20 protein-coding genes and 1 pseudogene are annotated in these 25707 nt (G+C 36.5%); 9 read left to right on the top strand and 12 right to left on the bottom strand.

Translation table 11 applies throughout. The features are described 5' to 3' along the window. Together ACFIMP_RS05980 and ACFIMP_RS05975 are read right to left on the bottom strand one after the other, a co-directional pair. A partial coding sequence (locus tag ACFIMP_RS05980) for a phage major tropism determinant (protein ID WP_524535890.1) occupies nucleotides 1-264 on the bottom strand: 264 nt, incomplete at its 3' end. Beyond that, a complete protein-coding gene (locus ACFIMP_RS05975; protein ID WP_375640996.1) occupies nucleotides 200-892 on the bottom strand; it encodes a hypothetical protein in 693 nt (230 codons plus the stop codon). The genes ACFIMP_RS05980 and ACFIMP_RS05975, both read right to left, overlap by 65 nt. A 905-nt stretch (nucleotides 893-1797) precedes the next feature. Between ACFIMP_RS05975 and ACFIMP_RS05970 the strand changes: the two genes are divergently transcribed. The 4 genes and pseudogenes from ACFIMP_RS05970 (at nucleotide 1798) to ACFIMP_RS05955 (ending at nucleotide 7572) form a co-directional block, all read left to right on the top strand. Further along, nucleotides 1798-2406 (top strand): fumarylacetoacetate hydrolase family protein, encoded by a 609-nt coding sequence (locus ACFIMP_RS05970; RefSeq protein WP_375613397.1) that lies wholly within the window; start codon nucleotides 1798-1800, stop codon nucleotides 2404-2406. 143 nt (nucleotides 2407-2549) lie between these two features. Continuing rightward, nucleotides 2550-3047: pseudogene (locus ACFIMP_RS05965) on the top strand (LysE family translocator). A 742-nt stretch (nucleotides 3048-3789) separates the two neighbouring features. After that, nucleotides 3790-5190 (top strand): amino acid permease, encoded by a 1401-nt coding sequence (locus ACFIMP_RS05960; protein WP_375613396.1) that lies wholly within the window; start codon nucleotides 3790-3792, stop codon nucleotides 5188-5190. A 990-nt stretch (nucleotides 5191-6180) separates the two neighbouring features. After that, nucleotides 6181-7572, top strand: a complete 1392-nt coding sequence (locus ACFIMP_RS05955; protein WP_375612029.1) for an amino acid permease — start codon at nucleotides 6181-6183, stop codon at nucleotides 7570-7572. Between the two features lie 115 nt (nucleotides 7573-7687). On the opposite strand, the gene ilvC is transcribed toward ACFIMP_RS05955, so the two are convergent. The 3 genes from ilvC to ACFIMP_RS05940 all read right to left on the bottom strand — a co-directional run bounded on the left by ilvC (nucleotide 7688) and on the right by ACFIMP_RS05940 (nucleotide 11715). Continuing rightward, nucleotides 7688-8707 (bottom strand): ketol-acid reductoisomerase, encoded by a 1020-nt coding sequence (gene ilvC / locus ACFIMP_RS05950; protein WP_375613394.1) that lies wholly within the window; start codon nucleotides 8705-8707, stop codon nucleotides 7688-7690. 1065 nt (nucleotides 8708-9772) lie between these two features. Beyond that, nucleotides 9773-10507 carry a pyridoxine 5'-phosphate synthase gene (locus ACFIMP_RS05945; protein WP_375613393.1) on the bottom strand — a complete coding sequence of 245 codons (735 nt, stop codon included), beginning with the start codon at nucleotides 10505-10507 and terminating at the stop codon, nucleotides 9773-9775. An 86-nt stretch (nucleotides 10508-10593) separates the two neighbouring features. Continuing rightward, nucleotides 10594-11715 carry an ATP-dependent DNA helicase gene (locus ACFIMP_RS05940; protein ID WP_375613392.1) on the bottom strand — a complete coding sequence of 374 codons (1122 nt, stop codon included), beginning with the start codon at nucleotides 11713-11715 and terminating at the stop codon, nucleotides 10594-10596. Between the two features lie 1038 nt (nucleotides 11716-12753). Here ACFIMP_RS05940 and ACFIMP_RS05935 point away from each other — a divergent pair. The 5 genes from ACFIMP_RS05935 (at nucleotide 12754) to ACFIMP_RS05915 (ending at nucleotide 16133) form a co-directional block, all read left to right on the top strand. After that, the gene (locus ACFIMP_RS05935; protein WP_375686130.1) at nucleotides 12754-13680 is read left to right on the top strand and encodes a D-2-hydroxyacid dehydrogenase family protein; all 927 of its coding nucleotides are present in this window, start codon (nucleotides 12754-12756) and stop codon (nucleotides 13678-13680) included. A 274-nt stretch (nucleotides 13681-13954) separates the two neighbouring features. After that, nucleotides 13955-14395 (top strand): MFS transporter, encoded by a 441-nt coding sequence (locus ACFIMP_RS05930; protein WP_375686129.1) that lies wholly within the window; start codon nucleotides 13955-13957, stop codon nucleotides 14393-14395. A gap of 30 nt (nucleotides 14396-14425) precedes the next feature. Beyond that, entirely contained in the window at nucleotides 14426-14755 is a 330-nt protein-coding gene (locus ACFIMP_RS05925; protein ID WP_375628869.1) for an MFS transporter, read from the top strand. Nucleotides 14756-15312: 557 nt separating this feature from the next. Continuing rightward, nucleotides 15313-15597 (top strand): hypothetical protein, encoded by a 285-nt coding sequence (locus tag ACFIMP_RS05920; protein ID WP_375686128.1) that lies wholly within the window; start codon nucleotides 15313-15315, stop codon nucleotides 15595-15597. Nucleotides 15598-15719: 122 nt separating this feature from the next. Continuing rightward, nucleotides 15720-16133 (top strand): Fe(II)-2OG oxygenase family protein, encoded by a 414-nt coding sequence (locus tag ACFIMP_RS05915; protein WP_375668347.1) that lies wholly within the window; start codon nucleotides 15720-15722, stop codon nucleotides 16131-16133. 659 nt (nucleotides 16134-16792) lie between these two features. On the opposite strand, the gene ACFIMP_RS05910 is transcribed toward ACFIMP_RS05915, so the two are convergent. From ACFIMP_RS05910 to ACFIMP_RS05880, 7 genes are all read right to left on the bottom strand, one after another. After that, a complete protein-coding gene (locus ACFIMP_RS05910) occupies nucleotides 16793-18592 on the bottom strand; it encodes an acetolactate synthase 3 large subunit (RefSeq protein ID WP_375652769.1) in 1800 nt (599 codons plus the stop codon). A gap of 270 nt (nucleotides 18593-18862) precedes the next feature. Continuing rightward, a complete protein-coding gene (gene miaA, locus ACFIMP_RS05905) occupies nucleotides 18863-19735 on the bottom strand; it encodes a tRNA (adenosine(37)-N6)-dimethylallyltransferase MiaA (RefSeq protein WP_375671896.1) in 873 nt (290 codons plus the stop codon). 705 nt (nucleotides 19736-20440) lie between these two features. Continuing rightward, on the bottom strand, nucleotides 20441-21964 hold the full coding sequence (locus ACFIMP_RS05900; protein ID WP_375638325.1) for a Do family serine endopeptidase: 1524 nt from the start codon (nucleotides 21962-21964) through the stop codon (nucleotides 20441-20443). A 151-nt stretch (nucleotides 21965-22115) separates the two neighbouring features. After that, a complete protein-coding gene (hflC, locus tag ACFIMP_RS05895; RefSeq protein WP_375606990.1) occupies nucleotides 22116-23054 on the bottom strand; it encodes a protease modulator HflC in 939 nt (312 codons plus the stop codon). Between the two features lie 2 nt (nucleotides 23055-23056). Beyond that, on the bottom strand, nucleotides 23057-24196 hold the full coding sequence (gene hflK / locus ACFIMP_RS05890; RefSeq protein WP_375612019.1) for an FtsH protease activity modulator HflK: 1140 nt from the start codon (nucleotides 24194-24196) through the stop codon (nucleotides 23057-23059). A 119-nt stretch (nucleotides 24197-24315) separates the two neighbouring features. Next, a complete protein-coding gene (locus tag ACFIMP_RS05885) occupies nucleotides 24316-24825 on the bottom strand; it encodes a dihydrofolate reductase (protein ID WP_375629938.1) in 510 nt (169 codons plus the stop codon). Further along, nucleotides 24822-25616 carry a thymidylate synthase gene (locus ACFIMP_RS05880; protein ID WP_273722957.1) on the bottom strand — a complete coding sequence of 265 codons (795 nt, stop codon included), beginning with the start codon at nucleotides 25614-25616 and terminating at the stop codon, nucleotides 24822-24824. The genes ACFIMP_RS05885 and ACFIMP_RS05880 overlap by 4 nt, the downstream gene beginning before the upstream one ends. Between the last annotated feature and the right edge of the window lie 91 nt (nucleotides 25617-25707).

Below are 25707 nucleotides of genomic sequence, written 5' to 3'. Positions count from 1 at the left end.
TTCTGGACTACTACGTGGGCGGTGATTTAAACACCAAACAGAATTGGGCAAAATATCCCCCGCTTGATAACCCGATAAGAGATGACCTTCAATCTCACCAACATCCGCACATAGCGTATGAAATCCACCGATCTTTTCAGAATTATCCTCTGTATAGCCATCAGGAGCCGTCAGATTTTGCGAAAGCTCAAAGGATAGCTCATTCGTCTGATCTTTTAAGATGAGATATATAATAATCCTTTCCTGCTTCAAGATCTTCGTCAAAAGTCATCCTTCCACGCCCTAGAACGCGGTAAAAGAGATACCTACCCCCATTCTCTTCACCATGATAAAAGCGAAAACATGCCCCGTCATTGATCACAAGACCTTTTCTATTTTTCGGATCGGCTTCCAGAATTCTGTCAGGTTGATGAAAACGCACATTCTCTAAAAAATTAGTGGAAAGAGAACCTACCTTACTTTGAAGTTCAGAAAGACTGTCACTGTTCCTCTGTGCCTTCTCTTGAACTTCTATCAATGCACTCTTCGCTTCTTCCGCTAACACTTTTGCCTCAGAGGCGGCTGTATTCGCAGAATTTGTCGTTGCTGTCACCGTGTCTAATGAACTCTTGACCTCTCCAAGCCCTCGCTTTGTCGTATCAGCCTCTTCTTTTGCTTGCTCCGCAACATTCATCGCTTCTTCCGCTGTTATCTTCGCAGTCTCAGCTACTTCCTTGGCTTCTACAACCAAAGGTTCTACCTTATCTGCCTTAACCTGCGCTGCTTCATAAATGATCAGATCAAATTCTGATAAACCGTATTTCTCTTGCGCATCCGCAATCACTTGGATTAATTGGTAAGTAGCAAACACCACGGTCATTGCATTCGCTAAGACTTTATTTGTTTTTTTCAAAGCTTTTGAACATCATTTGGTAGCTGATAGAGCCAAGATCTGAGACATCGAGTTCGACAACAGCATCTTTGTTTTACGACGCTTGCCAACTTATGTATCAGAATACACCACAAAGGAATGAAACAGTACTTCTGTATAGCGTGTCCATTCTCTTATCGTTTATGACATCAAAGCCAGAAAAGGCACGAGAAACAAAACACGCTCTCCAGTTCCGGCTATTTGTTGTGCTATCTTAAAGCTGGTAAAAATCTTCTCCGTTCCAAATGCCATAATAAGTTTGCCACGGTCTGCTTCTTTTTAATCATCACAGACTTTCTCATACTTTTGGATTTGTTGAAAAGTTATCCCTAATTGGTGCCCTAATTGCTTTTACGACATTCCCAGCATTTTTCTTTGAAAGCAATTTTTTGCCTATAGAAATGTCGTTAAAATGTGGCTTTTTGCTTTTCACTTTCAAGTCCCCCGCCGGTTGCGAGCACCCTCGCATTAGTATTCCGAGAGCCTGAAAGTATTGAATACGAACCAGATTTTTACTTTTAGTGCTCATAGCACCTAGACATAGAAAAATATCCCATAATTCCGAGACACCCACAGAGTGGGCTCATTTATGATCGAACTTTAGGGCTTTCAGACCCTACTAATCGCTGCGTAGACGAGCAAAATCACTCTTTAAGTAATAAAGTAATTTCAGGAGATTAGCAATCAAAATGAAAATAATCTCAAAGACTATAAGATTGAGCACTCTTCAAAAGAGGATAATGCGAAGGGCTGTCATCGTGGTTAGTCATTAACCCACATAATGCTTCTTTTCCAGAAAACGCAAAACGCGATATAAGAAAAAATGTTGTTTGCAAAGTTTTCTCTTGCCTATACAAAAGAGAAAATGAAAAATTTGGAGGGCTCCCATGATAAATGACATCTACTGTGTTGGATACAATTATGTTGAACATGTTCATGAACTAGGTAATGTTGTTGAAGATGAACCTGTTATCTTTAGCAAGCCAAAAAGTTCACTCGTTTTAGGCAATGAAATTTATCTCCCTGATTTTTCCAAAGAAATACATTTTGAAACCGAAATTGTGCTCAAAATCTCAAAGGACGCTTTCATGATCATGGAGGCAGAAGCAGAAGAATGCTATGATGCCGTAGCAATAGGTCTTGATCTCACCGCGCGGGATTTGCAAACAAAACTGAAAGAAAAAAAGCTTCCTTGGCTTTTATCGAAAGGATTTAAAGGCGCTGCATACGTCTCTGACTTCATAAACAAGGAAAAAATAAACAACCCAATAACCTTTGCAATGAAGTTGAATGGCGAAACAAGACAAGTTGGCAATACGAAAAATATGATCTTTAGCTTTGAGAAGATAATCTCATTTTTAAGTCACTACATTCAGCTAAGACGTGGTGATCTCATATACACAGGCACTCCACAGGGTGTCGGAAAACTTTCTCAGTTTGACAGAATAGAATTGTATCTCGAAAATCAATTAATTTCAGAGCTAAAAGTAAAATGAATCATCAAATACTGACCTTTTTCCTTGTTTCATTTTTTTAGTCATCTCACCGGGGCCGAATATGGCCCTTATCATCGATAATGCAACGAGATTGGGAAGAAAGAACGCATTTGTAAACGTTTTAGGATTGTGTACAGCAACATATGTGCATGGGGCATTTTCCACACCTAGGTGTATCAGCGCTCATTCTCAACAACAAAACGCTGTTTTTTTTAGTAAAACTCATGGGTGGCAGCTATTTATTATACATGGGCTTTAAATCAATTAAATCTGGAATACACAGCTTAAATTCAAAAGAAAGAAGTTCAACGAATGAAAAGCATGCTACGAGTTAAACAAAGCTTTTAACCAGCTATATGGACGGTTTTCTGACACAAATACTAAACCCCAAAGTATCTATATTTTACATAGCAGCTTTTCCAAAATTCTTAGCTTCTGGAGGTAGCATTAAAAAAGGTTTTGAACTTGTCACAATACATTCTTTCAACATCTTTGCATGGTTTACTTTAATGACCATTTTTATATCATTTGCCAGTACCGCCTTAAAAAAGCAGCGGGTAAAAGGCTCGATTAACATTGCGACAGGAACAGTTTTATCTTTGATAACAAATTGTAAAGTTAATAGAGCAATCTTTTCCTGATTCTGTCTCTCACTATGAATAGCTCAATCTCTAACAGAGCTTATACAATCCCCAGTTCTTTTTTCTTTGTATAACTGAATTACGTTGCATTTCTTTATCATACTCTCAAGGACGTTTGTGTAAACTTTGTGTAAACAATGTGAGTTTCTCGCAACATTTTATAAAATGTTACCAATATCTAAACAAAATCCTTATTCATCACTTTTAAAAAAATAAGCTATGATATTCCTCTTTTCGTTTATGAAACAAAAGTAACTTTTTGATTTATGATAGCACCATACAAACAAAAAAATGATTTAAAAATCATTTTAATTTTCCATTAAAAATTGTTTCTTAAACTAAGATGAGAACTCTCGAGTGCTACTTGAGCAAAAAGTAAACTCTCACCATTATGAATAATAATAAATAATGCACTGATTACAAATAATAAGTTTCAAAAAATTATAAAAACTCCTGACAACTTTCTGAAATAATTTTAAAAGCCCCACGTCTTTTAATGAACAATTAATTTGTTATTCATAACAATAAAAAGCTCCCCATTCAAATATCTGTTACGTTATTTAAGAGGAAAACATTCTCTTTTTTCAAAACCATATTCCTAAAACATATTCTTTTCTTTATCCACACAAAATCCTAAAAAACGTTTTTTTCCTTTACACCTCATTTATATCATGCTTCGATACAAAATAATGCTTTTTTAGTGTAATTTAATCTCAAAATAATTAAAGGGAACCCCCAAAAAATGAGCTACAAACAAAATTTAAAAGATAATTCTCAGAATAAGTTACAGCGTGGACTACACAACCGACATGTACAACTTATAGCCATTGGTGGTGCTATTGGAACAGGTCTCTTCATGGGGGCAGGAAAAACAATTAGTGTAGCAGGTCCTTCCATCATACTCGTTTATGCTATTATCGGTTTTGCTCTATACTTTGTCATGCGTGCTATGGGAGAATTGTTGCTTTCTAATTCACAATACCGATCTCTTATTGATTTTTCAACCGATATGCTAGGACCGGGAATCGCTTTCTTTGTTGGCTGGAGCTATTGGTTGAGCTGGGTTGTAACTGGAGCTGCTGACATTATTGCCATCATCACTTATATGAACTTTTGGTGGCCAACACTCAATCCATGGTTTACCGTTTTTACCTGCATTAGTGTCTTTTTAATCTTTAACCTCTTTGCCGTGAAACTATTCGGTGAACTTGAATTCTGGTTTGGTCTTATCAAAGTCGTCGCAATTTTAGCATTAATTGTTGTGGGATTTTATATGATCGTTACGGGCTTTACCTCTCCCAATGGTACGGTTGCTTCTCTCAATCACGTATGGAACGATGGCAATATCTTTCCGCGAGGAATGACAGGTTTTTTTGCTGGATTTCAAATTGCCATTTTTTCTTTTGTTGGTATAGAAATTGCTGGAACAACCGCTGCTGAAGTAAAAGAACCTAAAAAAGTTCTCCCCAAAGCAATTAATGCAATACCGATCCGTATTGTACTCTTTTACATTTTTTCTCTCGCTGTAATTATGTCTGTCACACCTTGGGATCAAATTGTTCCAGATAAAAGCCCCTTTGTCTCGATGTTTTGGCTTGCAGGCATTCCGATAGCTGCTGGCTTGGTAAACTTTGTCGTTATTACCTCAGCTGCCTCTTCAGCAAATAGTGGTATTTTTTCTACCAGCCGTATGATATATGGACTTGCAACACAAAAAGGTGCCCCTCCAATTTTAGGTAAACTTTCCAGATACCATGTTCCAGCCAATGCTCTATTCTTTTCCTGTTTATGTATTTTAATAGGGTATACAATTGCCTCACTCTCTCCAAGCCTCATAAGTGCTTTTACAATTGTGACAAGCATTTCAGCTATTGCATTTTTATTCGTATGGTCTGTAATTTTGATTAGCTATATTGTGTATCGTCGCAATCGCCCTCATCTACACGCTGAATCCATTTATAAAATGCCAGGAGGTGTTATCATGTGTGGGATAATTTTAGTTTTCTTTGTTTTCATGCTCTATTTGTTGACATTAGAAGCTGATACTCTACTAGCCTTAAAATATAGTATATTCTGGTTTGTTTTCTTAGGTATAATGTATTTTATGTTTGTAAAGAAAAAAATAACTCAAGGTAACAAATAAAGTCTATACATAAAAACATCTCAAAAAAGGGTAATTTTAGTTACCCTTTTTCTACTTAACCTCCTCCCCAAACATCAAAAAACGACGATTCCTACCGGCACCGGTTTGTAAACAATCCGGCTTATTAAGGGGGAATGCTGCTGATCATTTATATGGTTCACCTACATAAGGCTCTATGGGCTAGCCCTGCCCTGAACACTCACCACCCATTCTAAAAATACTTAATGCGTAAAATGTTATATGCTTTATATCACTACTCTACACAACAGTATTTTACTGCACAATAGGATAAGAAACGAGCTATTCTGTAAAAAATTCTCTATAAACTTCACTGACATTGTTTACTAATAAAACATGAGATTTATCTAAAACTTTCCCCCCCAAAAAATTTATATTCAATTTTTTATCAAAATTAAAAATATAGCTCTAAACAGAATATATCTTAATAGCTATCTGCAATAAAAAAAGATTCTATGAAAATATTTTTCTATTTGTAATAAATTTTAAATATTAATACTTAAATGTAAATTTTAAATATATTTTTTAATGTTTTAAATAATAGTTTAACAATTTAAACTTATTTTATTTATATACAAAGTTTTATATTTAATAAATTTACAATTTTATTTATATTTTTATACAGATAACAATATATATAAATAAATAATTTTAAATATAAAGATATTTATATAAAAATTACTATAAACAAATATACATAAATATAAATTATATTATATATTATTATATATTATATATTATATATATTACTTATGTATAAAACATAAAAAATCAAAAAAATATAATACAATTTATCTTTTTTTTCTTATATATAAAATAATTATTCCATTAATTAATAATGTTTTTGCTTTATTCACATATAGTCATAGAAAAAAATTCCTTTACTCCTTAACCATAGCGTGTTCCGATAGAAGGAATTACCTTTTTTAGGGTAATTTTTATTTAAAAATAACTAAGGAGAACTCCCCAAAAATGAACAAACAAAATTTAGAAAAAAAACCTAAGAAGAAATTGCAACGTGGACTACATAACCGACACATACAACTTATAGCCCTTGGTGGAGCGATTGGAACAGGTCTCTTCATGGGATCAGGAAAAACAATCAGTGTAGCAGGCCCCTCAATTCTACTCGTTTATGCAATTATTGGTTGTGCTCTATACTTTGTCATGCGTGCTATGGGAGAGTTATTGCTTTCTAATACACAATACCGATCTTTTATTGACTTCTCAACCGATCTTCTAGGGCCATGTGCCGGATTCTTTATCGGCTGGACATATTGGTTGTGTTGGATTGTCACTGGAACTGCTGAAATTATTGCTATTGTCACTTATACACACTTTTGGTGGCCTGAGCTCAATCCGTGGATTCCTGTTATAATTGGTCTTATGTCCTTTTTAATTCTTAACCTCGTCGCCGTAAAACTATTTGGCGAACTTGAGTTTTGGTTTGGTTTTATCAAAATCGTAGCAATTCTAGTCCTAATCGTTGTAGGATTTTATATGATCTTTACCGGTTTTGTCTCTCCAAACGGTACGGTTGCTTCTCTTAGCCATATATGGAACGGTGGGAATATTTTTCCGCGAGGAATTACAGGCTTTTTTGCTGGATTTCAAATTGTTATTTTTGCTTTTGTTGGCATTGAACTCGCTGGAACAGCTGCTGCTGAAGTAAAAGAGCCTCAAAAAGCTTTACCACAGGCTGTTAATTCAATACCAATCCGCATTGTATTCTTTTATATATTCTCTCTTCTTGTGATTATGTCTGTGACGCCGTGGGATCAAATCAGTCCAGAAAAAAGCCCATTTGTAACAATGTATGCACTTATTGGTATCCCAACTGCTGCAGGTTTGATGAACTTTGTTGTCCTCACAGCTGCCGCATCTTCAGCAAATAGTGGAATTTTTTCTACCAGCCGTATGATATATGGGCTAGCAACACAAAAAGGTGCTCCTAAATTTTTAGGAAAACTTTCTCGTAACCACGTTCCAGCCAACGCATTATTCTTTTCATGTATATGCATCTTATTTGGTTATGCCGTTGTATCGTTATCTCAAACACTCATAGCTGCTTTTACAATTGTTACGACAATTGCCGCAACTTTGTTTATATTTGTATGGTCTATCATTTTGATCAGCTATATCGTCTATCGCCGCAATCGTCCTCTCCAGCATACTGTCTCTCCTTATAAAATGCCAGGAGGTGTTGTTATGTGTTGGGCGCTTCTTGTTTTCTTTGCATTCATTATCTATTTATTGTCATTAGAAGCTGACACTGCCATAGCTTTAAAATACACTCCAGCATGGTTCATATTTTTAGGAATTGTATACTTTCTTTTTGGGAAAAAGAATTATGCAAAAAATTAAAAAATAAAGCTTATGTTTCCAAAAACATATAAAAAAGGGTAACTAAAGTTACCCTTTTTTTGATATTTATCTATAAAATTATAAAAGCTATTGACAAAATATCTCTGTAGAATCTTCAATTACGCTCTTTATTAACCAAAGCATTCGATTTTATCCAAGGCATCATAGAACGAAGTTTTTTACCAACTTCTTCAATAGGATGATTATCATTTAAACGCCGCATACTTTTAAAATGAGCAGCACCAGCTTTATATTCTTGAATCCAATTCGATGTAAATTTACCCGTTTGAATATCTTTCAATATACGTTTCATTTCTGCTCTGGTTTCATCCGTAATCACACGTGGACCAGACATATATTCACCCCATTCAGCTGTATTAGAAATCGAATAATTCATATTTGCAATGCCCCCTTCATACATGAGATCAACAATCAGTTTAACCTCATGCAAACACTCAAAATAAGCCATTTCCGGCGCATAACCTGCTTGTGTTAATGTTTCATAACCTGCTCGAATCAATTCAACAAGACCACCACAAAGAACCGCTTGTTCACCAAAAAGATCAGTTTCGCACTCTTCTTTAAATGTTGTTTCAATCACCCCAGCACGTCCACCACCAAGTCCACATGCATAAGATAATGCTACATTATGTGCATGCCCTGAAGCATCTTGCGCCACCGCTATTAAGCAAGGAACACCACAACCCCGTTGGTATTCATGACGAACTGTATGCCCTGGACCTTTAGGAGCAATCATCACAATATCAACGTTTTTTTTAGGTTCAATCAAGCCAAAATGAATGCTCAAACCATGCGCAAAAGCAATCGCTGCCCCATCGTGTAAATGATCATGAATATGTTCCTTATAAATATCAGCTTGCAATTCATCTGGTGTTGCCATCATGATGAGATCTGCCCATTTTGCTGCTTCAGCAACACTCACCACTTCAAAACCATCAGCCATGGCTTTTTTAACTGTTTCCGACCCTGAACGCAAAGCTATTTGCACATTTTTAACACCAGAATCTTTCAAGTTTAAAGCGTGCGCACGCCCTTGAGAACCATAACCAACAATGGCTACTTTTTTCCCTTTAATGAGATTAACATCCGCATCACGATCATAATAAACACGCATAAAAAATTCCTTCTTTCTCTATTTAAACTGGATTTCAGATTATTTTTATTCAATAAGAAACATTATCTACAGTGCATCACACACTTATAAAGACAAAAAAAACCGCTTATAAGAACACAGCAATTGAATAATTTTAAAGTTTACATATTGCATAGAAAAAACTGTAGTCCCCAAACATTCCTAAAACATATACGGATCCCCAAATAAACTTCAACTGCTATTCTACAAAAACAATAATTACACAAAATAAGATTTCTAAAGAAAATTTAGCTAATATTCTACTCTTTTATCGTGCAACAACGCTATATTCTAAAAATTAAGATACAACATACAATCTTTAACATGAACCAAATCAATACGGATAGCAAGAAAAATTACAAAATAACAAGTATTGTTTTAATACAACCTTCAAAAGCATATACAACAATATCTTTAGAATAATAGAGAGGATGTTTTTACTTTTTACGTTCTTTTAATATCCACGCCTCTCACACGAAGAAGCCCCCATACGGCTATTATGTTATCCATTTATGGCGCCTTATAAAAAAATTTTAATATGCTCAAGCCCTTTTCAAGAATTCCCTATAATAGTGTAAGATTTATTGCACATCACTCTCTTTACTTCATAAAGCTACAAGTCGATATCATCATTCTATTTAACAGCTCCTATTGCATTAAGCTTATTCATAAGGAGATTTTACGTTATACTATTTACAGATAACCCAAAAATGAGCTCAAATATCAAGAAAATTTGTGTATTGATCCATTAAAATCCTACGCACTCCTTTATAAGGGAAATACTTTCAAAACCCTACTTCTTCTCCATTCAAAGAAATTATAATAAGAAGATTTTAAAACTTCCTCATAATGGATAGTACAAATAAAAAACATCGCATGCACTCAAAAACAAAAGATAGAAAGCAACCAATAAATAGAGGAACAATAGAATATTTATAATGCACGATAATAGTGCTATTTATCTCAACATATATAAAATTGCTTTTTAAGATAAATTGGCAAACCTCTATAAAAATTTCTTTTCCAATTTTTATAGAGAGAAAAAGATTACGATAATAACCGGATAAAACGCTGAACAGTCTCATGTATTCCATACTCTAATGCATCAGCAATGAGCCCATGGCCAATAGAAACTTCATCAAGCCAAGGAATATTTTTGACAAGAGCAGGAAGATTCATAAGTGTCAGATCATGCCCTGCGTTTATACCTAACTGCAATTCTTTTGCTCTTCTTGCTGCTAAAACAAGTTTATTGAGCTCTTGATCTTGTTTTGTTTTATCCTGAAATGCACCACCGTAAGGTCCCGTGTAAAATTCCACACGATCAGCGCCCATTGCTTTAGCAATATCAAGACCATCGACAGTAGGATTAGCAAAAAGGGATACACGAATCTTTCTGTTTTTTAAATTCTGAATAATAGGTGCTAAAAATTCTGCATCATGAGCAAAATTCCAACCATGATCAGACGTTGACTGATCTGGATCATCAGGAACAAGGGTAATCTGATCCGCATAGTTTTTAGCGATATCCAAAAATTGATCACTGGGATAACCTTCAATATTAAACTCAGCAGTAGGAAAAGTGTTCTTTATTAAACAGTATATATCTGGTAAATCCGCAAAACGAATATGCCTTTCATCAGGGCGCGGATGAACCGTCAAACCTGCTGCTCCAGCAGCAAGCGCTATATGCCCAATATTCGTTATACTTGGCCACGGAAGATTACGTCGATTACGCAAAACAGCAACAGCATTAAGATTAACCGAAAGTTTTACCGCCATGCCCATTTCCATTTTTTTATAGTGTGTAACAAGATAGAAAAAAGGCATTTTCCATCTGAAACTTAGATGATATACACATCTTTTTTCTATCGAACAATCGTTAAACGTTCTGCTGCGCGGGTAATTCCCGTATAAAGCCAGCGCGCATACATATCACGAAATGCAAAACTTTCATCAAACAAAACGACATTATTCCATTGAGAACCTTGCGCCTTATGAACCGTTAATGCATACCCATAATCAAAATCATCATATCGCTTTTTTAATTGCCATGAAATTTCTTGATCAGGGTTTTCAAACGCTGCTTTTAAAAGTTTAATCTTTGCTACCCCACGCTCACTTTCTTCTGGTTTCACAAGAAGATTAATACTTGGTTTAACGGTCTCCTTCTGTGAAGTCATCACCTTCCATAAAGAGCCATTCAACAAACCTTTAATCGGATCATTTCGCAAACACACCAGCTTATCTCCCGCTTGTGGATAATCTGCTGTAAATCCCTTTAACACACGTAAACGCTGATTATAAAGGTGGCGTGTACGATTAACCCCTACCAAGACCTGATCAGCATCCAAAACCAATTGTTGATTGACCTCTTTACGTGTCACAACGCGCGCTTCTCCATAGTCACCATAAGCAATATCGCGTCCTTCACGTACATCCATAGCAAGACGTATAATCGGATTATCTCGCGCTTGCCGATGAATTTCTGAAAGAAGAAAATCTGGTTCCCCATTAGAAAAAAAGCCTCCACCTGATATAGGAGGCAATTGACCTGGATCACCAAGAACAAGAATTGGCGTTCGAAAACTCATTAAATCACGGGCCAATTTTTCATCTACCATCGAGCACTCATCAACAATAATGAGTTTAGCTTGTGCAGCAGCACTTCTTCGATTTAACATAAATGTTGGAGCAATAGACTTTTTTCCTGTTATTTCATCGGAAACTTCCTCTTCTCCACGCGGACAATAAATCAGCGAATGAATCGTACAAGCATTGCTTGCACCTTTAGAACGCAAAACCTGCGCCGCCTTCCCTGTAAAAGCAGCAAATTGAACAGAACCATCAACTGTCTCTGCAAAATAGCGTGCAAGCGTCGTCTTACCCGTCCCCGCATAGCCAAAAAGGCGAAAAAGAGGAAAACGCCCTTCCTTCAACCACGCGGCAACAGCCTTCAATGCATTATCCTGTTCCGGCGAAAACTGCATAGCTTACCAACATAAGATTTGCATAAAAAGAGCAGTATTTTGAAAAAAACCGACTATCAAGAAAAACCTTTTTATTAAGAATTGCTGACACACGCCCATCTAACAACTTTCGTAGCACAATTATCAATTATTTACCCATTGTTTTTTCAAGATATTGTAACAATCTAAATTTTATCTATACATCGATCTTCTTGGTAACACCTTATGCGTATCAAATAAAATATCATTTTTTACAACAGTAACACCAACAATGGAAGATGCATATCTTAAATTTAAAATAACACCTATATACGCTTTTTCTAACCAAAATTTAGAATGAGAAAAAGAGCATTGCAATTGCAAAACCCTCACTAGAAAAAATGTCCTTAACAGGATAAAAATAATGTAATTTTTGAACGCTATTTTACACAATCAATCAGCTTTCTTGCACATAAAATAAAGTACATCCACTATTACGAAATAATAATTAAATATATCAAAAACCTTTTAGCAGAAATAAAAATAGCTCTCAACAAAACGACTTAATCCTATGATGATACACCTATAAAGTTCCTATCTCCCTCTCATCATGATTTTAATAAATTTACTCTTCATGCTACAAATAAGTGATATCTCAACGAATAAAGAGAGACATCACACTTATATGAAGCACGCTTTATCTCGCACAAATATGTAGCTTTTTCTGTTTCAACAATAAAATATGGTTCGTAAGTATGGCCTTCTTGGTAGTCTATTATAGAAAACTGGGACATGGCTTCAGTCCAGCGTAGCGCTTCAGGTTCATCCTCTAGAATATGAGAAAAGCGCAATTCTCCATCTATTGAGTTAAACTTTTTCTTTTTGTCGCAATGTTTTAAAGTTTATAAAAACTAACTGATTAATGCTATTCTTATTGCTAGAAATAACAATAAATCAAGGGGTATAATTTGTTAATAGGCTTGGTGTTATGTCAAAATATCAGCGATGAGATTGCTTTTTGGTTGTTTTAGAAATGAAATAATGAGCTCAAATATTGATGAATGAAACGGAAGGTTTAAATTGAAAATATTAATTCCAGATGACTATCAAAAAGCCACTCTAACATTACAGTCTATTACAAAATTAATGAAATCGCATGAAGTGCTGGTTATAAATAATTTAGCTAAAGAATGTAATTTAGAAGATAAGCTCAAAGAGATAGATATTCTTATCTTAATTAGAGAGCGGACTATAGTTGATAGAAATCTTCTCCTGAAACTGCCAAATTTAAAATTAATCTGCCAAACAGGCCCTATAGGTTCACATATTGATATAGAAGCTTGTAGAGACTTAGGAATTGAAATATTAGACGGTGGTGGAGATCCAACTTCTGCTGCTGAATTTGCCTGGCTCTTAATTATGTCTGCGCGTAGAAAACTCTATAAATCTGTGTCTGATATGAAAAAAGGACGCTGGCAAACAACATTTGGCAACCAAATGAAAGGGGCTACTCTTGGAATATTCGGGTTTGGGCGTATTGGTAAAATGGTTGCTCAATATGCTCAAGCTTTTGGCATGTCCATTTTAGTTTATGGGAGCGAGCGTTCAACGCAAGAAGCAAAAAATTTAGGTTATCATTTTACGCATTCAAAAGAAGAATTTTTTACACGTCCTGACATTATATCCATCCATTTACGTTTAAGTGATAAAACTAGAGAAATCATAAAATTAGATGATCTATTGAGCATGAAACCTCATGCTATTTTTGTCAACACAGCGCGTTCAGCTTTGATTGAAAAAGGGGCGATAGAAAAAATACTCAGTTTGGAAAATTCAACTTACTTTGCACTGGATGTTTATGACAGCGAGCCAGTATATGAGAGCAAATTATTGCAATCAGATAGAGTTCTTTGCACACCGCATCTGGGCTATGTGACTGAAGAAAGCTTTGAGAATTATTTTGAAAAAGCTTGCCAAAATATAGCTTCTTTTATGAAGAGCGCTTAATGCCGGCTGAGCCAATGTTTGTAAAATTTATCTTATATCGCTAGCGTATCAAATTTGCACGACACATAATAGCTTATTTCCTTAAATGAAGCATATTCCTTAGTTTTCATATTAATACCAATAGTATGGACAGATTTTTATGTAATCAGCATAAAATACACAATTTATTATTGCAATCATTAAAAAAGGCTACCTCATTGGAATACACTTTAATTGGAGGAGGCTGAGTGAGCAATAATAAATTTATAGAAAAAATTATTATAGATGGATTGTATTGCTTGTTGCCACTATCGCTCAAGCATCAGCCTGTTTCTTTGTTCAAGGGATTGGTCCTTTAGCTGAATTTTTTAAGAAAGATTTCTCGCTTAGTAACTCTCAGATAGGTTTGCTGTCTTCAGCCGCGCAGTTCCTACCTATTATTGGCTTACTTGTAGCTGACGAATTACTAGACAAGTTTAACGAGCGCTATATTGTTGGCGTTGGCGCACTCGGCGTTTCTGTCGCCCTTTTGTTGGGAGCAATCGCAGATAACTATATTTCCCTTTTGGTTTGTTTGCTAATTATAGGGGAATTTTATAGTTCTGCTCAACCCGGTGGCGCTAAATCTGTTTCTTCATGGTTTCCACAATCGCAGCGCGGATTTGCAATGGGAATAAGGCAGGCGGGGTTAACATTAGGTTGTGGGGGCATTAGCTGGAATAGTTCTTCCTGCTAGTGTGCTTGTCTATGGCATACAAGGTGCGTTTTGGTCGGTGCCATAGTTTCTTTTTTAGGGGGATGTATATTTATTATTTTTTATCACTCACCAGCAAAAGTTATCGCTATCGTTCCAAAAAGCAAGGCAAGAATTTCGTTCTATGCAAATGTAAGATCTCGTCTTGCAATGTTGGCTGCGCCTCATATGAAGAATATTATTTTTCCAAGCGTTTCACTTGTGATCGTTCAATATGTTTTAACCATTTTTATAACGATCTATTTTTATAGAATCTATCACCTGTCTCTAGATAAAAGTGCTTATTTATTTTTTGTTTCACAGGCTTCTGGTGCCTTAGGAAGAATTATTTTAGCAGCGTAGTGTGATCATTGTAAAAAAGGACAATTTTTTCCTGTCTTGTTTTGCATGATTGCAGTCGTTTTTGGATTTTTAATATTAATTTTGGGCATAAGTGGATCCATAATTTATTTAACTATTTTATCTGCTTGGTTAGTTTTTTGGGAATGGAATGGTATGGCCCTTGGGCTGCTTATATTGTAGACTCTTAAGCCGAAAGAAAGCGTTGGCTTTTCTCTGGATTTAGGAATGTCTATAAATCAAATCGCAATCATTACTGCTCCACGATTATTTGGATTAATCCAAAATTTTACAGAAACTTATTTACTAACATGGCTGATTTTAATTATTGTTTTTTCACTTTTCTTAATAAGAAAGTAGGGAAATATAATTGGGGAGGAAATTATAATGATAAATGAAAATACTTTTGAGTTGAGCAATATCGAAAGAGACAAACTTTGGGAGGCTTTAGACCATGTTATTTATGATCCATACGGGTGGTATTGAATATTCGGTTGAGCTAAAAAATAGCATTTTCGCTGCTACCCCATAGAATATTAACAATTCTTATGAACCAAAAGGTGTCTATTACTCCCAGACCATATCTAATCTTTGAAAATCTTCCTGTTGATAGACAAATTAATATGTCACCTAATCCTTACAATTTAGATGCGTCTTGTAAAAGTGGCTATATTAGCGAAAATTTAATTATGATGTTTTCTTTATTGATCGGAGAGCCTTATTCAATTAAGTTTGAAGGCGAACATATAGTAAATAACCTAGTTCCTTTAGAGGATAATAAAAAAGATTATACAGGATTAGGATCTGAAGTTGAGTTAGATTTTCATATGAAAATGCTGCACTAAAATTTATAACGGATTTAAATTTATCTCCTAAAGGGGATACTTTTATCTGGTGTTCGCAATGGTGTTGATGGTCCGTTAACGATGATGCACGTCTAGCTTTAAAACTTTTAAGTGAGGAGGATTTGAGGAGCTTCAGGGATAATTTATATATAATTAATGTTCCCTATAGATGGAGAAAAAATGGGGTAACTTCTACAAGTAAAGTGCCCCTCGTTCAAGGGGACGGTGAATTCCCAGATATCAGCGCTGTTTTTTATCCAGGCATGTTAGAGCCACAGTCAAAAAAAGCCAAGAAAGCTTCAGATCATTTTTATGAGGCTATTAAGGCTGTATCTTTTGGAATTGATGTACAACCAGGAAGATTATTATACATTGATAACAGAATGGCCTTACACTCTAGAGATAAATTTTTTGGATCATTTGATAGTTATGAAAATCCAATGCGGTGGATTCAAAGAGTGTTTATGTCTGCAGATTTATGGAATCATAGATATATAGAACAAATAAAAGAAAGAGTATTTAATTTTCAATGTTAATATCCTGATAATGATATGATGTTGAGTATTATTCTGGTTTATATATTGACGATACATCTCATATGTATAGGTTTCTCCCGCATAATCATACCTGATTATAAGCTATGGTGACCTATTGGTTTTCTATGGCTGCATTTGATTTTTGTTATTTTTTCCCTTCCTTTCAAACCGCTAGGGGGATTTTCCTATCAAGCCCCTGAAAGAGCTATTTGGAGTAATTTCATAATGCAAAACCAAAACATAGTAACAAACTTTTCTATTGTTTTCATAGGCATAATGGCTTGCATGGTTGCACCCTTCAAGCAGTGTGGCTTTTTTTCTTGCACGATGAAATCATTCATATATGAGACAACATAATTAATTTATAACAGATAATTCAATGTATTATCTAAAAAATGCAACGAAATAGCTATTAATGTGAACATATGAATTAAAAAAACAAACATCGCGTACAAATAAATTCAAACATAATTGTGCACACGACTTATAACATTTTTTAGATGAACAAATAATAATACACCCCATGTCTTTAAACAAAGAATGAAAATCATAAAATGAGCTCTAAGGATAATAGGAACTCTCCACAAAGAAGTGACAGAGATGAAGACTCCAAAGACTTCATCATCACCATCCTTCACCATTTTGTTAACATATTCATTTTATACAAGAATCTTTCCCTCGGAAGAAATAGCATTTGCAATAGCTTCTTCGCTTGCCTCATCGGGTAATAACATCTCATTATGAGCACATCCCGATGGGATCATAGGAAAACAGTTTTCTAAATGATAAACACGACAATCAAAAAGAACAGGCTTATCACAGTCAATCATCTGCTGAATTTTATCATCAAGTTCATCGGGTTTTGAACAATGAATTCCCACGGCTCCATAAGCTTGTGCCAATTTCACAAAGTCAGGCATAGATTCCGTATAAGAATGAGAAAGACGATTACCATGCAGCAATTGCTGCCACTGGCGGACCATTCCCATATACTGATTATTTAAAATGAAAATTTTCACCGGTGTGTCATGCTGAATAGCTGTTGCAAGCTCTTGAATATTCATCTGAATGGAGGCATCACCAGAAATACACACAACAAGCGCATCAGGATGCGCTATTTGAACACCTATAGCAGCAGGTAAACCATACCCCATCGTTCCAAGACCACCAGAAGTCATCCAATGTTTTGGTTCATCAAAATGATAATACTGCGCTGCCCACATCTGATGCTGCCCGACATCCGTTGTAATATAAGCATTCGCATCTTTGGTAAAAGCATACAGCCGTTCAAGAGCATATTGCGGCATAATGACATCTTTTTTCTCCGCATATGCCAATGAATTACGAGCTTTCCAACGGTTAATTTGCGTCCACCATGTTTTACGACTTTCTTTATCGAACTTTGATTGATGCATATGCAAATGTTGCATTATATCTGCCAAAACATGCGCCACATCACCAATAATTGGAACTTCTGCTTTTACAATTTTATTGATAGAAGAAGGGTCAATATCAATATGAATAATACGCGCATGAGGTGCAAATGCATCAAGGCGCCCGGTGATACGATCATCAAATCGTGCTCCAACAGCTAACATGACATCACAATCATGCATGGCCATATTAGCCTCATAGGTTCCATGCATTCCAAGCATTCCAAGCCAATTTTTACCGGAAGCAGGATAAGCACCAAGTCCCATTAATGTTGAAGTAATCGGAAAATCCCCCAATTGAACCAAATTACGTAAAAGCTGTATAGCTTTCATCCCCGATGAAATAACACCACCACCAGAATAAATAATAGGGCGTTTTGCCTCAACTAAAAGAGAAACGGCAGATTCAATAGCCTTAGTATTCCCTTTCAACGATGGAAAAGAATGTAAAGACTCCTGAACTTGAGGTGCTCTATAAAATCCTGAAGCAAATTGAACATCCTTAGGAATATCAATCAAAACCGGCCCAGGACGACCTGATTGAGCAAGAAAAAAAGCTTCATGAATAATAGCCGCAAGATCATTGACATTTTTAACCAGCCAATTACGCTTCGTACAAGGCTTTGTAATTCCAACTGTATCAGCCTCTTGAAAAGCATTTGTTCCAATCACCGTTGTTGACACCTGCCCAGAAAAACAAATAAGAGGTATCGAATCCATAAGAGCATCTTGCAAAGGTGTAACAGCATTCGTTGCCCCTGGACCAGAAGTCACAAGCATAACCCCTACCTTCCCTGTGCTGCGTGCATAGCCTTCAGCTGCATGCCCTGCGGCTTGTTCATGGCGCACCAAAATATGCTGGAGTGTATCTTGGTGATAAAGAACATCAAAAATAGGCAAAACAGCCCCACCAGGATAACCAAAAATATGTTCAACGCCTTGATCTATAAGAGCTTGAACCACTATTTCAGCGCCCGACATTATTTTTCCATCTGCACTCTCTTGCTTTCTTGGATCATTTCTCATTTTTCCCACTCACCTACTTTATAGGACAATAAAAAAGCCCCTAACGGAGCCCATAAAAAAAGCCCCCAAAGGAGCCCATTACACAACACATACTGTATGATTACCCCCATTATTCCAACGTATAAAATATATAAAAAATTCCTTGTAGAGAGATTTCTAATTCCATTGATACCATTCGTCAATAAAAAATTATATTTTCTAAAAAATTTCTTTTTCACGAATTATCTTTTATCTTTCGATAAGTTTCTTTGCAAAGCTCTAACTCTTTTATCAAAAAGTAAGCATCCATTCTTCATCAAATTGATTACGAAACCATGTCATTTGTCTTTTTGCATATCTCCTCGTTTGTATTTTCACCGCTTCAAGAGCACTCTCAAAGCTTCTATATCCATCCAAATAAGCCATAAACTCAGGTATACCAATAGCCTTCATTGCTGGTAATGAAGGGGAAAGTTTAAGTTTTTTCATAGCCACCACTTCTTCTAAAGCTCCTCTTTCAATCATAGAATCCAAGCGTTTATGAATACGTTCATAAAGCAGAGGACGTGGTGGCATGAGAAGAATTTTTTCGGTCAAATTTGGCGCAATGAGAGGTGTTGTTTTTTGTTTCTGCCACCAACTGAGCGACTTACCGGTTGCATCATAAACTTCCAAAGCACGTACAATACGCTGTCTATCGTGCGAAGAAATTTTTTCAGCAACAACAGCATCAATCTGCAACAACTGGCGATAAAGACTTTCAGGTCCCTCTTTATCAAGCAGCAAACGCCACTTCTGCCGCACAACATCTGGAACATGAGGGATTTCCGAAATCCCCTCTAAAAGAGCACGAAAATAAAGTCCTGTTCCACCAACAAAAATAACTGATCTTAAAGAAAAAGTAGCCAATAGCTTCTCGACATCACACAACCATTGCCCTACTGAATAGTTCAAAGTAGGACTCACATGACCATAAAGATAATGGGGAACAATCGCGGTGTCAGCCTCCCTCGGCCGTGCCGTTAAAATATTTAAAACATCATAAACCTGCATTGAATCAGTATTAATAATGAGAGCATTTTTTTCTTGAGCCATTTGCAAGGCAAGTTCTGACTTCCCACTTGCCGTTGGCCCTGCTATTAATGTAACTGTTCTCTGTGTCATGAATAGCAATTTCTCCCAATCAATAACTTATTGCAACATGCAGACACCCCCAAAGCCTTCCTGTATTTTCTCTCCATTATCATAGAGTAAATACTTCAAACAAAAATACGAACACAAATTCCCCTTAAGACAAAGCCCCTTATGAAACTTATAAAAAAGAAAAAATGGACTTAATAACAACACCAAAGGAATTTCCAAGCATTTTTTGCTATCATAATTCAATAACAAACCACAGCTATAATAATTCTGTCCGTTAAGGCCATTAAAAATATACTCTTTGTCATCATTTATGAAAATAATACTAAGTTTAATCTATACAATCAAATAGCTTTATTTTTTCCTATAAAAATAGCATGCTACGCCGGTTTATAATAAGAGCCTCATAAAGTATCATATCAATACCATTTACTTGCGCATCACAAGCAGAGATAAAAATGGACTTAAGAAAGGTGTACCAATATCTCTTATGCAGCATTTCAAAGTCTAGGCTGTTACAATATTGAGAACTGAAAAATACTATGATGACACCAATTTATACTTTGATATTCAGCATAAAGATATAATAATTTCCAATGGATTTTATATTGCACACCCCATACTCTCTATCGTGAAATGAGCTTGAGAAATATTGGACATCACATGGCTGACTTGCAAAATATCCCACACACTAAGGCTGATAAAAAACAAAAAATAATTTTTTAAGGATCAATCCATTAGGAGCGTTACGAACCGTAACTCTCCATCTGGACGCGCTACAATAAATAGAGCATTTTTGCGTCCAGCTTCACGTAATTTATGAATACGTTTTTTAGCCTCATCAATTGTTGTGATAGAACTCTGATTGATATCAACAATCACTTCACCAACGCGAATACGCTTTTTATCCGCGGCACTATTTTGTGCAACAGATGTCACCACTAGTCCTCGAAGTTTATCTGAAATTGAATAACGATGACGCAAATCCTCTGTCAGTTCAGATAACGTCATTCCCATAAATTGCATTGTCACGTTTTTCGACAGATCTTGATTTTTTTTATCATCAACTTCTTCTGTATCTTCATTTGGATCTGTTTCAATCAAACGTCCAAGCTTAACTTTTACTGTTGCTTCTTGCCCATTGCGTAAAATAGTAACGTCCACCACTTTTCCTTCTGAACTTTCTGCAACTAAACGCGGCAAATCACGTGCATGCTTAATTTTGGAATTACCAAAGGAAAGAATAACATCTCCAGTTTGTAACTGGCTATTATCTACATTATTTTCTTCCGTCTGTTCTATTTTACCAGCCACCAATGCTCCCACAGCATTGTCCAATTTTAAACTTTTTGCAATATCCTCTGTTACCGGCTGAATACGAATAGCCAACCAACCACGCCTTATTTCTCCAAAATCACGCAATTGATTGATAACAGAAAGAGCCATATCCGATGGAATAGCAAATCCAATACCGATAGATCCTCCCGAAGGTGAAACAATTGCTGTATTAATGCCAATGACTTCACCATTTCTATCAAATAACGGCCCACCAGAATTTCCCCGATTAATTGCTGCATCTGTTTGAATAAAATTATCATAGGGACCAGCATTAAGATCACGGTTACGTGCAGAAATAATACCAACCGTCACACTTCCACCAAAACCATAAGGATTACCAATAGCCATAACCCAGTCACCAATACGTGCTTTTTCTGAGTCACCAAAACGCACAGCTTTTAATTTTTTACTTCCTGCATCGACTTGAAGCAACGCCAAATCAGTTTTGCTATCCTTTCCAAGAAGCTTTGCCTTTAGTTTTGTACCATCCGTAAAATTAACTTCAATATCATCAGCATCTACAATAACATGATAATTTGTAACAATAATCCCTTTTTGCGCATCAATCACAAAACCAGAGCCTAAAGAACGCACCTTTTGAAATTGACTATCTTTTTGACCATCCTTGGGTGTAAAAAAATCACTGAAATATTCCTCCAGCAATGAATCTTTTGGGATAACGGGTACCGAGGTGTTTGCATCCTGTTCTGTTCCTTCAACAGTCTGCGCCGTGGAAATATTCACAACTGTTTCCAAAAGCTCAGAAGCTAAATCAGGAATAGAAAGCAATGCCTTGCTTGTCTCGGCTCCCCAAGACAAACTCACTGATCCTGATAGAAACAAAGTCACACAAAAAACAACTCTTGTGATAAAAAACTTTAAAAACGTATTTTTACTCACGATACTTCTATCCATGACATGCCTTTAATCAAAGATGCAAAGAGCCCCACTAAATTTATCTACGTAAAACCAGCACGGCTCGATACTCTCTACCACTTTTACCATAAAAGAAAATGGTCACAGATCATTCTTTTCATGCAAAATCTCGTATCTGCAATCCATTATTTTATCTATTCTCTCCCGATTTTGGATCAGTTTTACTGAGGCCAGTATTCATTGTCGGTAAGAATGCTTTATTTGCCTGCGGCGGATTACGAAAATAGAAAAAGAAATCCTCATTTGGAGAAATTACCATCGGTGTTTTCTCTAAATTCTTGTATTGTTCCATCGCCAACCAAAAATCGTAAAAAGACGGATTAGCCTCCCTCGCATTCAATAAAAGACGAATACTTTCAGCTTGACCTTCACCACGGGTAATTTCAGCATCACGCTTTGCAGCTGCTACAATTTCTTCATATTCACGATTAGCTTCTGCCACAATACGATCTCGCTCCTGCTGACCACGAGCCCGGATATTTTCCGCAGCAGCTTCACGTTCAGCTGCCATTTGCCGATAGACATCTTCTGAAACAGCATCAGTCAAATCGGTTTTACGAATACGCACATCAACAATGGTAATACCCAACGAGCCTGCATCTACAGAAAATTGCTTCTGTACTTCAGCCATCATCGCGCCTCGTTCATCCGATAAGGCTGCTTTAAATTCTCGCTTACCATAAACAGCACGCAAAGCGTCAATAAACCGTGGTGCAAGGTTTTCACGTGCCGCAATTTGTGGACGCCCAGAAGCAATGCGCTGTAAAAACAACTTAGGATCTGTAATACGGTAAATAAAGAACGCATCCACCTCATAATACGCACCACCACGAACCTGTACAGATTGTGTAGGAACATCGTAACGCAATAACCGATTATCAACAATGATCATCTTATCGATAAAGGGCGCCTTGAAATAGATTCCAGGATTAGATTCTACCTGAACAATTTGTCCAAAACGCTTAATTGCTACTTGTTGACGAGGATAGACGATAAATACGGACATCCACAAAATCATCAAAACAAACACTATAGCACTAAAAACAAACAAAAAGCGAGATTGCTGCATAATTAATCTCCTCCAGAAATACGAGAATCTAAGAGTAACGCAGGACGCGCTGCTGTTGCCTTTACTTTTTCCGATGACTTGCTACGCAACAATTCATTCAAAGGTAAATAAGGCACCGCTGGAGAATTTGCCTGATCAAGAACCAGCTTATTTGGTGAAGAAAGAATCCGCCCCATCGTCTCCATATAGAGACGGTAGCGAGCAGCTTCTGGTGAAATCGCAGCCTCTCGAGCTATCGCCTGAAAACGTTCAGCACGCCCTGTTGCCTCTTCAACCATTTGTGCCTTTTCACCTTTTGCGATTTCCCGTGTGCGTGAAGCTTCACCATTTGCTAAACCAATTTTCGTAAAACGCACACGATTCCCCTCTTCAATCATTCTTCCACGTTCCTGCTCCGCCTGCTGAACAGAATTAAACGCAGCAGCAACCTTTGTCGGAGGAGCAGCTTCACTGATAGAAACACGGCTTATTTCGACACCAAGTTGATATTTATCCACAGTCAACTGGATAATCTTTCTAACGTCATTAGCAACTTCTTCTTTCTTGTCACGTAAAACATCATCAACCGGCCGCGAACCAATGACCTCACGCATTGCACTCTCAGCAACTTGGCGGACAGTTCCCTCTTGATCATTCACATTGAATAAAAACTGACTAGGGTATGAAATCCGATAATAAACGGAAAAATTAACATTAACGATATTTTGATCACTCGAAAGCATTAAACCATCACTTTGTTGCGCCTGACCGGGCTTCCCACCAATCGCGATTGTTTTTTCCGTTAAAGGGACTTTCATATAGGTCTCAATTGGCCAAAAATGAAAATGCAACCCATCACCAATAATGCCTTCTTTAGGGATGCCAAAGCGCAACTCTACCGCTTGTTCATTTTGCTGAACAATATAAATTGACTGGTATAGCCAAAAAAACACAATAAGCAGAAGGAATAAAACAGAAAAACTGCTTCTCCCGAATTGTTTAAACTGATCCTGCCCTTTGCGCAAAATTTCATTAAGATTAGGACCATTTTCGCCACCATTACCGCCACCAGAACCAAAGAGATTCTTAGCTGGTGTTTTTTTGTCACCACTGTTTTTATCGCCACTCCACGGGCCACCACCATTTTGATTTGTCCAGGGCATTATCACCTCTTTAACTGATTACCACTACTCGAACACCAACCATTTGCTTGATCTTATAGGGTGTCTCTTACCTCATTACAATACAACTGATAAACCCTTCCACTTCATATTACAAAAAATTATTTCCGCTCATAAACAACAAAACGTGTCGGATGACTATCTTTATCCCCTTTTGGAATATCTTGTGTTTGCACAATAGTCCACTTTTCTTTATCAAAAACAGGAAAAAAACTATCACCTTCTATAGAAGCTAAAACTTCTGTAAGAAATATTTTATCAGCCATATGCAACCCTTGTTGAAAAATTGCACCACCACCAATAATAAAAATTTCCTCTACATCATTTTGAGAAGCAACGCTTGTTGCAAGAGAACAAGCTTGCGATAAAGAGTGAGCAACAACAGCCCCCTCAGCACAAAAGGTACAATCACGCGTAATGACGATATTTGTACGCCCTGGTAAAGGTCTCCTAATAGAATCCCAAGTTTTTCTTCCCATAATAATGGGCTTACGCAACGTCAAAGCTTTAAAGCGTTGCAAATCCGTCGATAAATGCCACGGCATGGCACCTTCACGACCGATAACACCATTTTCTGCAACAGCAGCAATTAAACAAATGGAAATCGTCATATTGCTACCGGCGCTTTAATATGGGGTTGTGCTTCATAATTAAGCAACTCAAAATCCTCAAATTGAAAAGAAAAAAGATCTGTTACCGCTGGATTTATGCGCATACATGGCAAAGCATTTGGTATACGAGACAATTGATATTTTGCCTGTTCAAAATGATTAGAATAAAGATGAGCATCTCCCAGAGTATGAATAAAATCGCCTACTTTAAGACCGCTTACTTGCGCAATCATCATCGTTAGCAATGCGTAGGATGCAATATTGAATGGAACACCTAAGAAAATATCCGCCGAACGCTGATAAAGTTGACAAGATAATTTCCCCTCCGCAATGTAAAATTGAAAAAGACAATGACACGGAGGCAACGCCATTTCCTCTATTAATGCAGGATTCCAAGCTGATACAATCAAGCGACGAGAATCTGGCGTTTCCTTAATCATCGTTAAAAGATTGTTAATTTGATCAATATGGCGTCCATCAGGAGCGGGCCAAGAACGCCACTGATAACCATAAACAGGACCAAGATTTCCCTTTTCATCAGCCCACTCGTCCCAAATTGACACACCATGCTCTTTCAACCAAGCGATATTTGTATCGCCTTTAAGAAACCACAAAAGTTCATAAATAATTGAACGTAAGTGTAGTTTCTTTGTTGTCAACAACGGAAATCCTGCTTGTAAATCAAAACGCATCTGATACCCAAAGATAGATCGCGTTCCAACACCCGTTCGATCTGTCCGATCAATACCCTGATTTAAAACATGAGATAAAAGAGCAAGATATGATTTCATGAGGGTATTATGTCCGATTCTTCTTATTATAGAAAATAAAAACTGTAAAATCCGTACAAACATAATTCAAATCTTTTTCCAAAAACATCTT

Origin of the sequence: Bartonella sp. AP65SXKL (assembly GCF_042195725.1) — a bacterium.
Classification (GTDB): domain Bacteria; phylum Pseudomonadota; class Alphaproteobacteria; order Rhizobiales; family Rhizobiaceae; genus Bartonella.
Note: the sequence above shows the minus strand (reverse complement) of the source record. Positions and strands in the feature narration are given on the sequence as shown.

Bases quoted from the DNA above. Each gene is read 5' to 3' on its own strand.
- ACFIMP_RS05970 (WP_375613397.1), top strand. From the start codon at position 1,798: ATGATAAATGACATCTACTGTGTTGGATACAATTATGTTGAACATGTT.
- ACFIMP_RS05960 (WP_375613396.1), top strand. From the start codon at position 3,790: ATGAGCTACAAACAAAATTTAAAAGATAATTCTCAGAATAAGTTACAG.
- ACFIMP_RS05955 (WP_375612029.1), top strand. From the start codon at position 6,181: ATGAACAAACAAAATTTAGAAAAAAAACCTAAGAAGAAATTGCAACGT.
- ilvC (WP_375613394.1), bottom strand. From the start codon at position 8,707: ATGCGTGTTTATTATGATCGTGATGCGGATGTTAATCTCATTAAAGGG.
- ACFIMP_RS05945 (WP_375613393.1), bottom strand. From the start codon at position 10,507: ATGGCGGTAAAACTTTCGGTTAATCTTAATGCTGTTGCTGTTTTGCGT.
- ACFIMP_RS05940 (WP_375613392.1), bottom strand. From the start codon at position 11,715: ATGCAGTTTTCGCCGGAACAGGATAATGCATTGAAGGCTGTTGCCGCG.
- ACFIMP_RS05910 (WP_375652769.1), bottom strand. From the start codon at position 18,592: ATGAGAAATGATCCAAGAAAGCAAGAGAGTGCAGATGGAAAAATAATG.
- miaA (WP_375671896.1), bottom strand. From the start codon at position 19,735: ATGACACAGAGAACAGTTACATTAATAGCAGGGCCAACGGCAAGTGGG.
- ACFIMP_RS05900 (WP_375638325.1), bottom strand. From the start codon at position 21,964: ATGGATAGAAGTATCGTGAGTAAAAATACGTTTTTAAAGTTTTTTATC.
- hflC (WP_375606990.1), bottom strand. From the start codon at position 23,054: ATGCAGCAATCTCGCTTTTTGTTTGTTTTTAGTGCTATAGTGTTTGTT.
- hflK (WP_375612019.1), bottom strand. From the start codon at position 24,196: ATGCCCTGGACAAATCAAAATGGTGGTGGCCCGTGGAGTGGCGATAAA.
- ACFIMP_RS05885 (WP_375629938.1), bottom strand. From the start codon at position 24,825: ATGACGATTTCCATTTGTTTAATTGCTGCTGTTGCAGAAAATGGTGTT.
- ACFIMP_RS05880 (WP_273722957.1), bottom strand. From the start codon at position 25,616: ATGAAATCATATCTTGCTCTTTTATCTCATGTTTTAAATCAGGGTATT.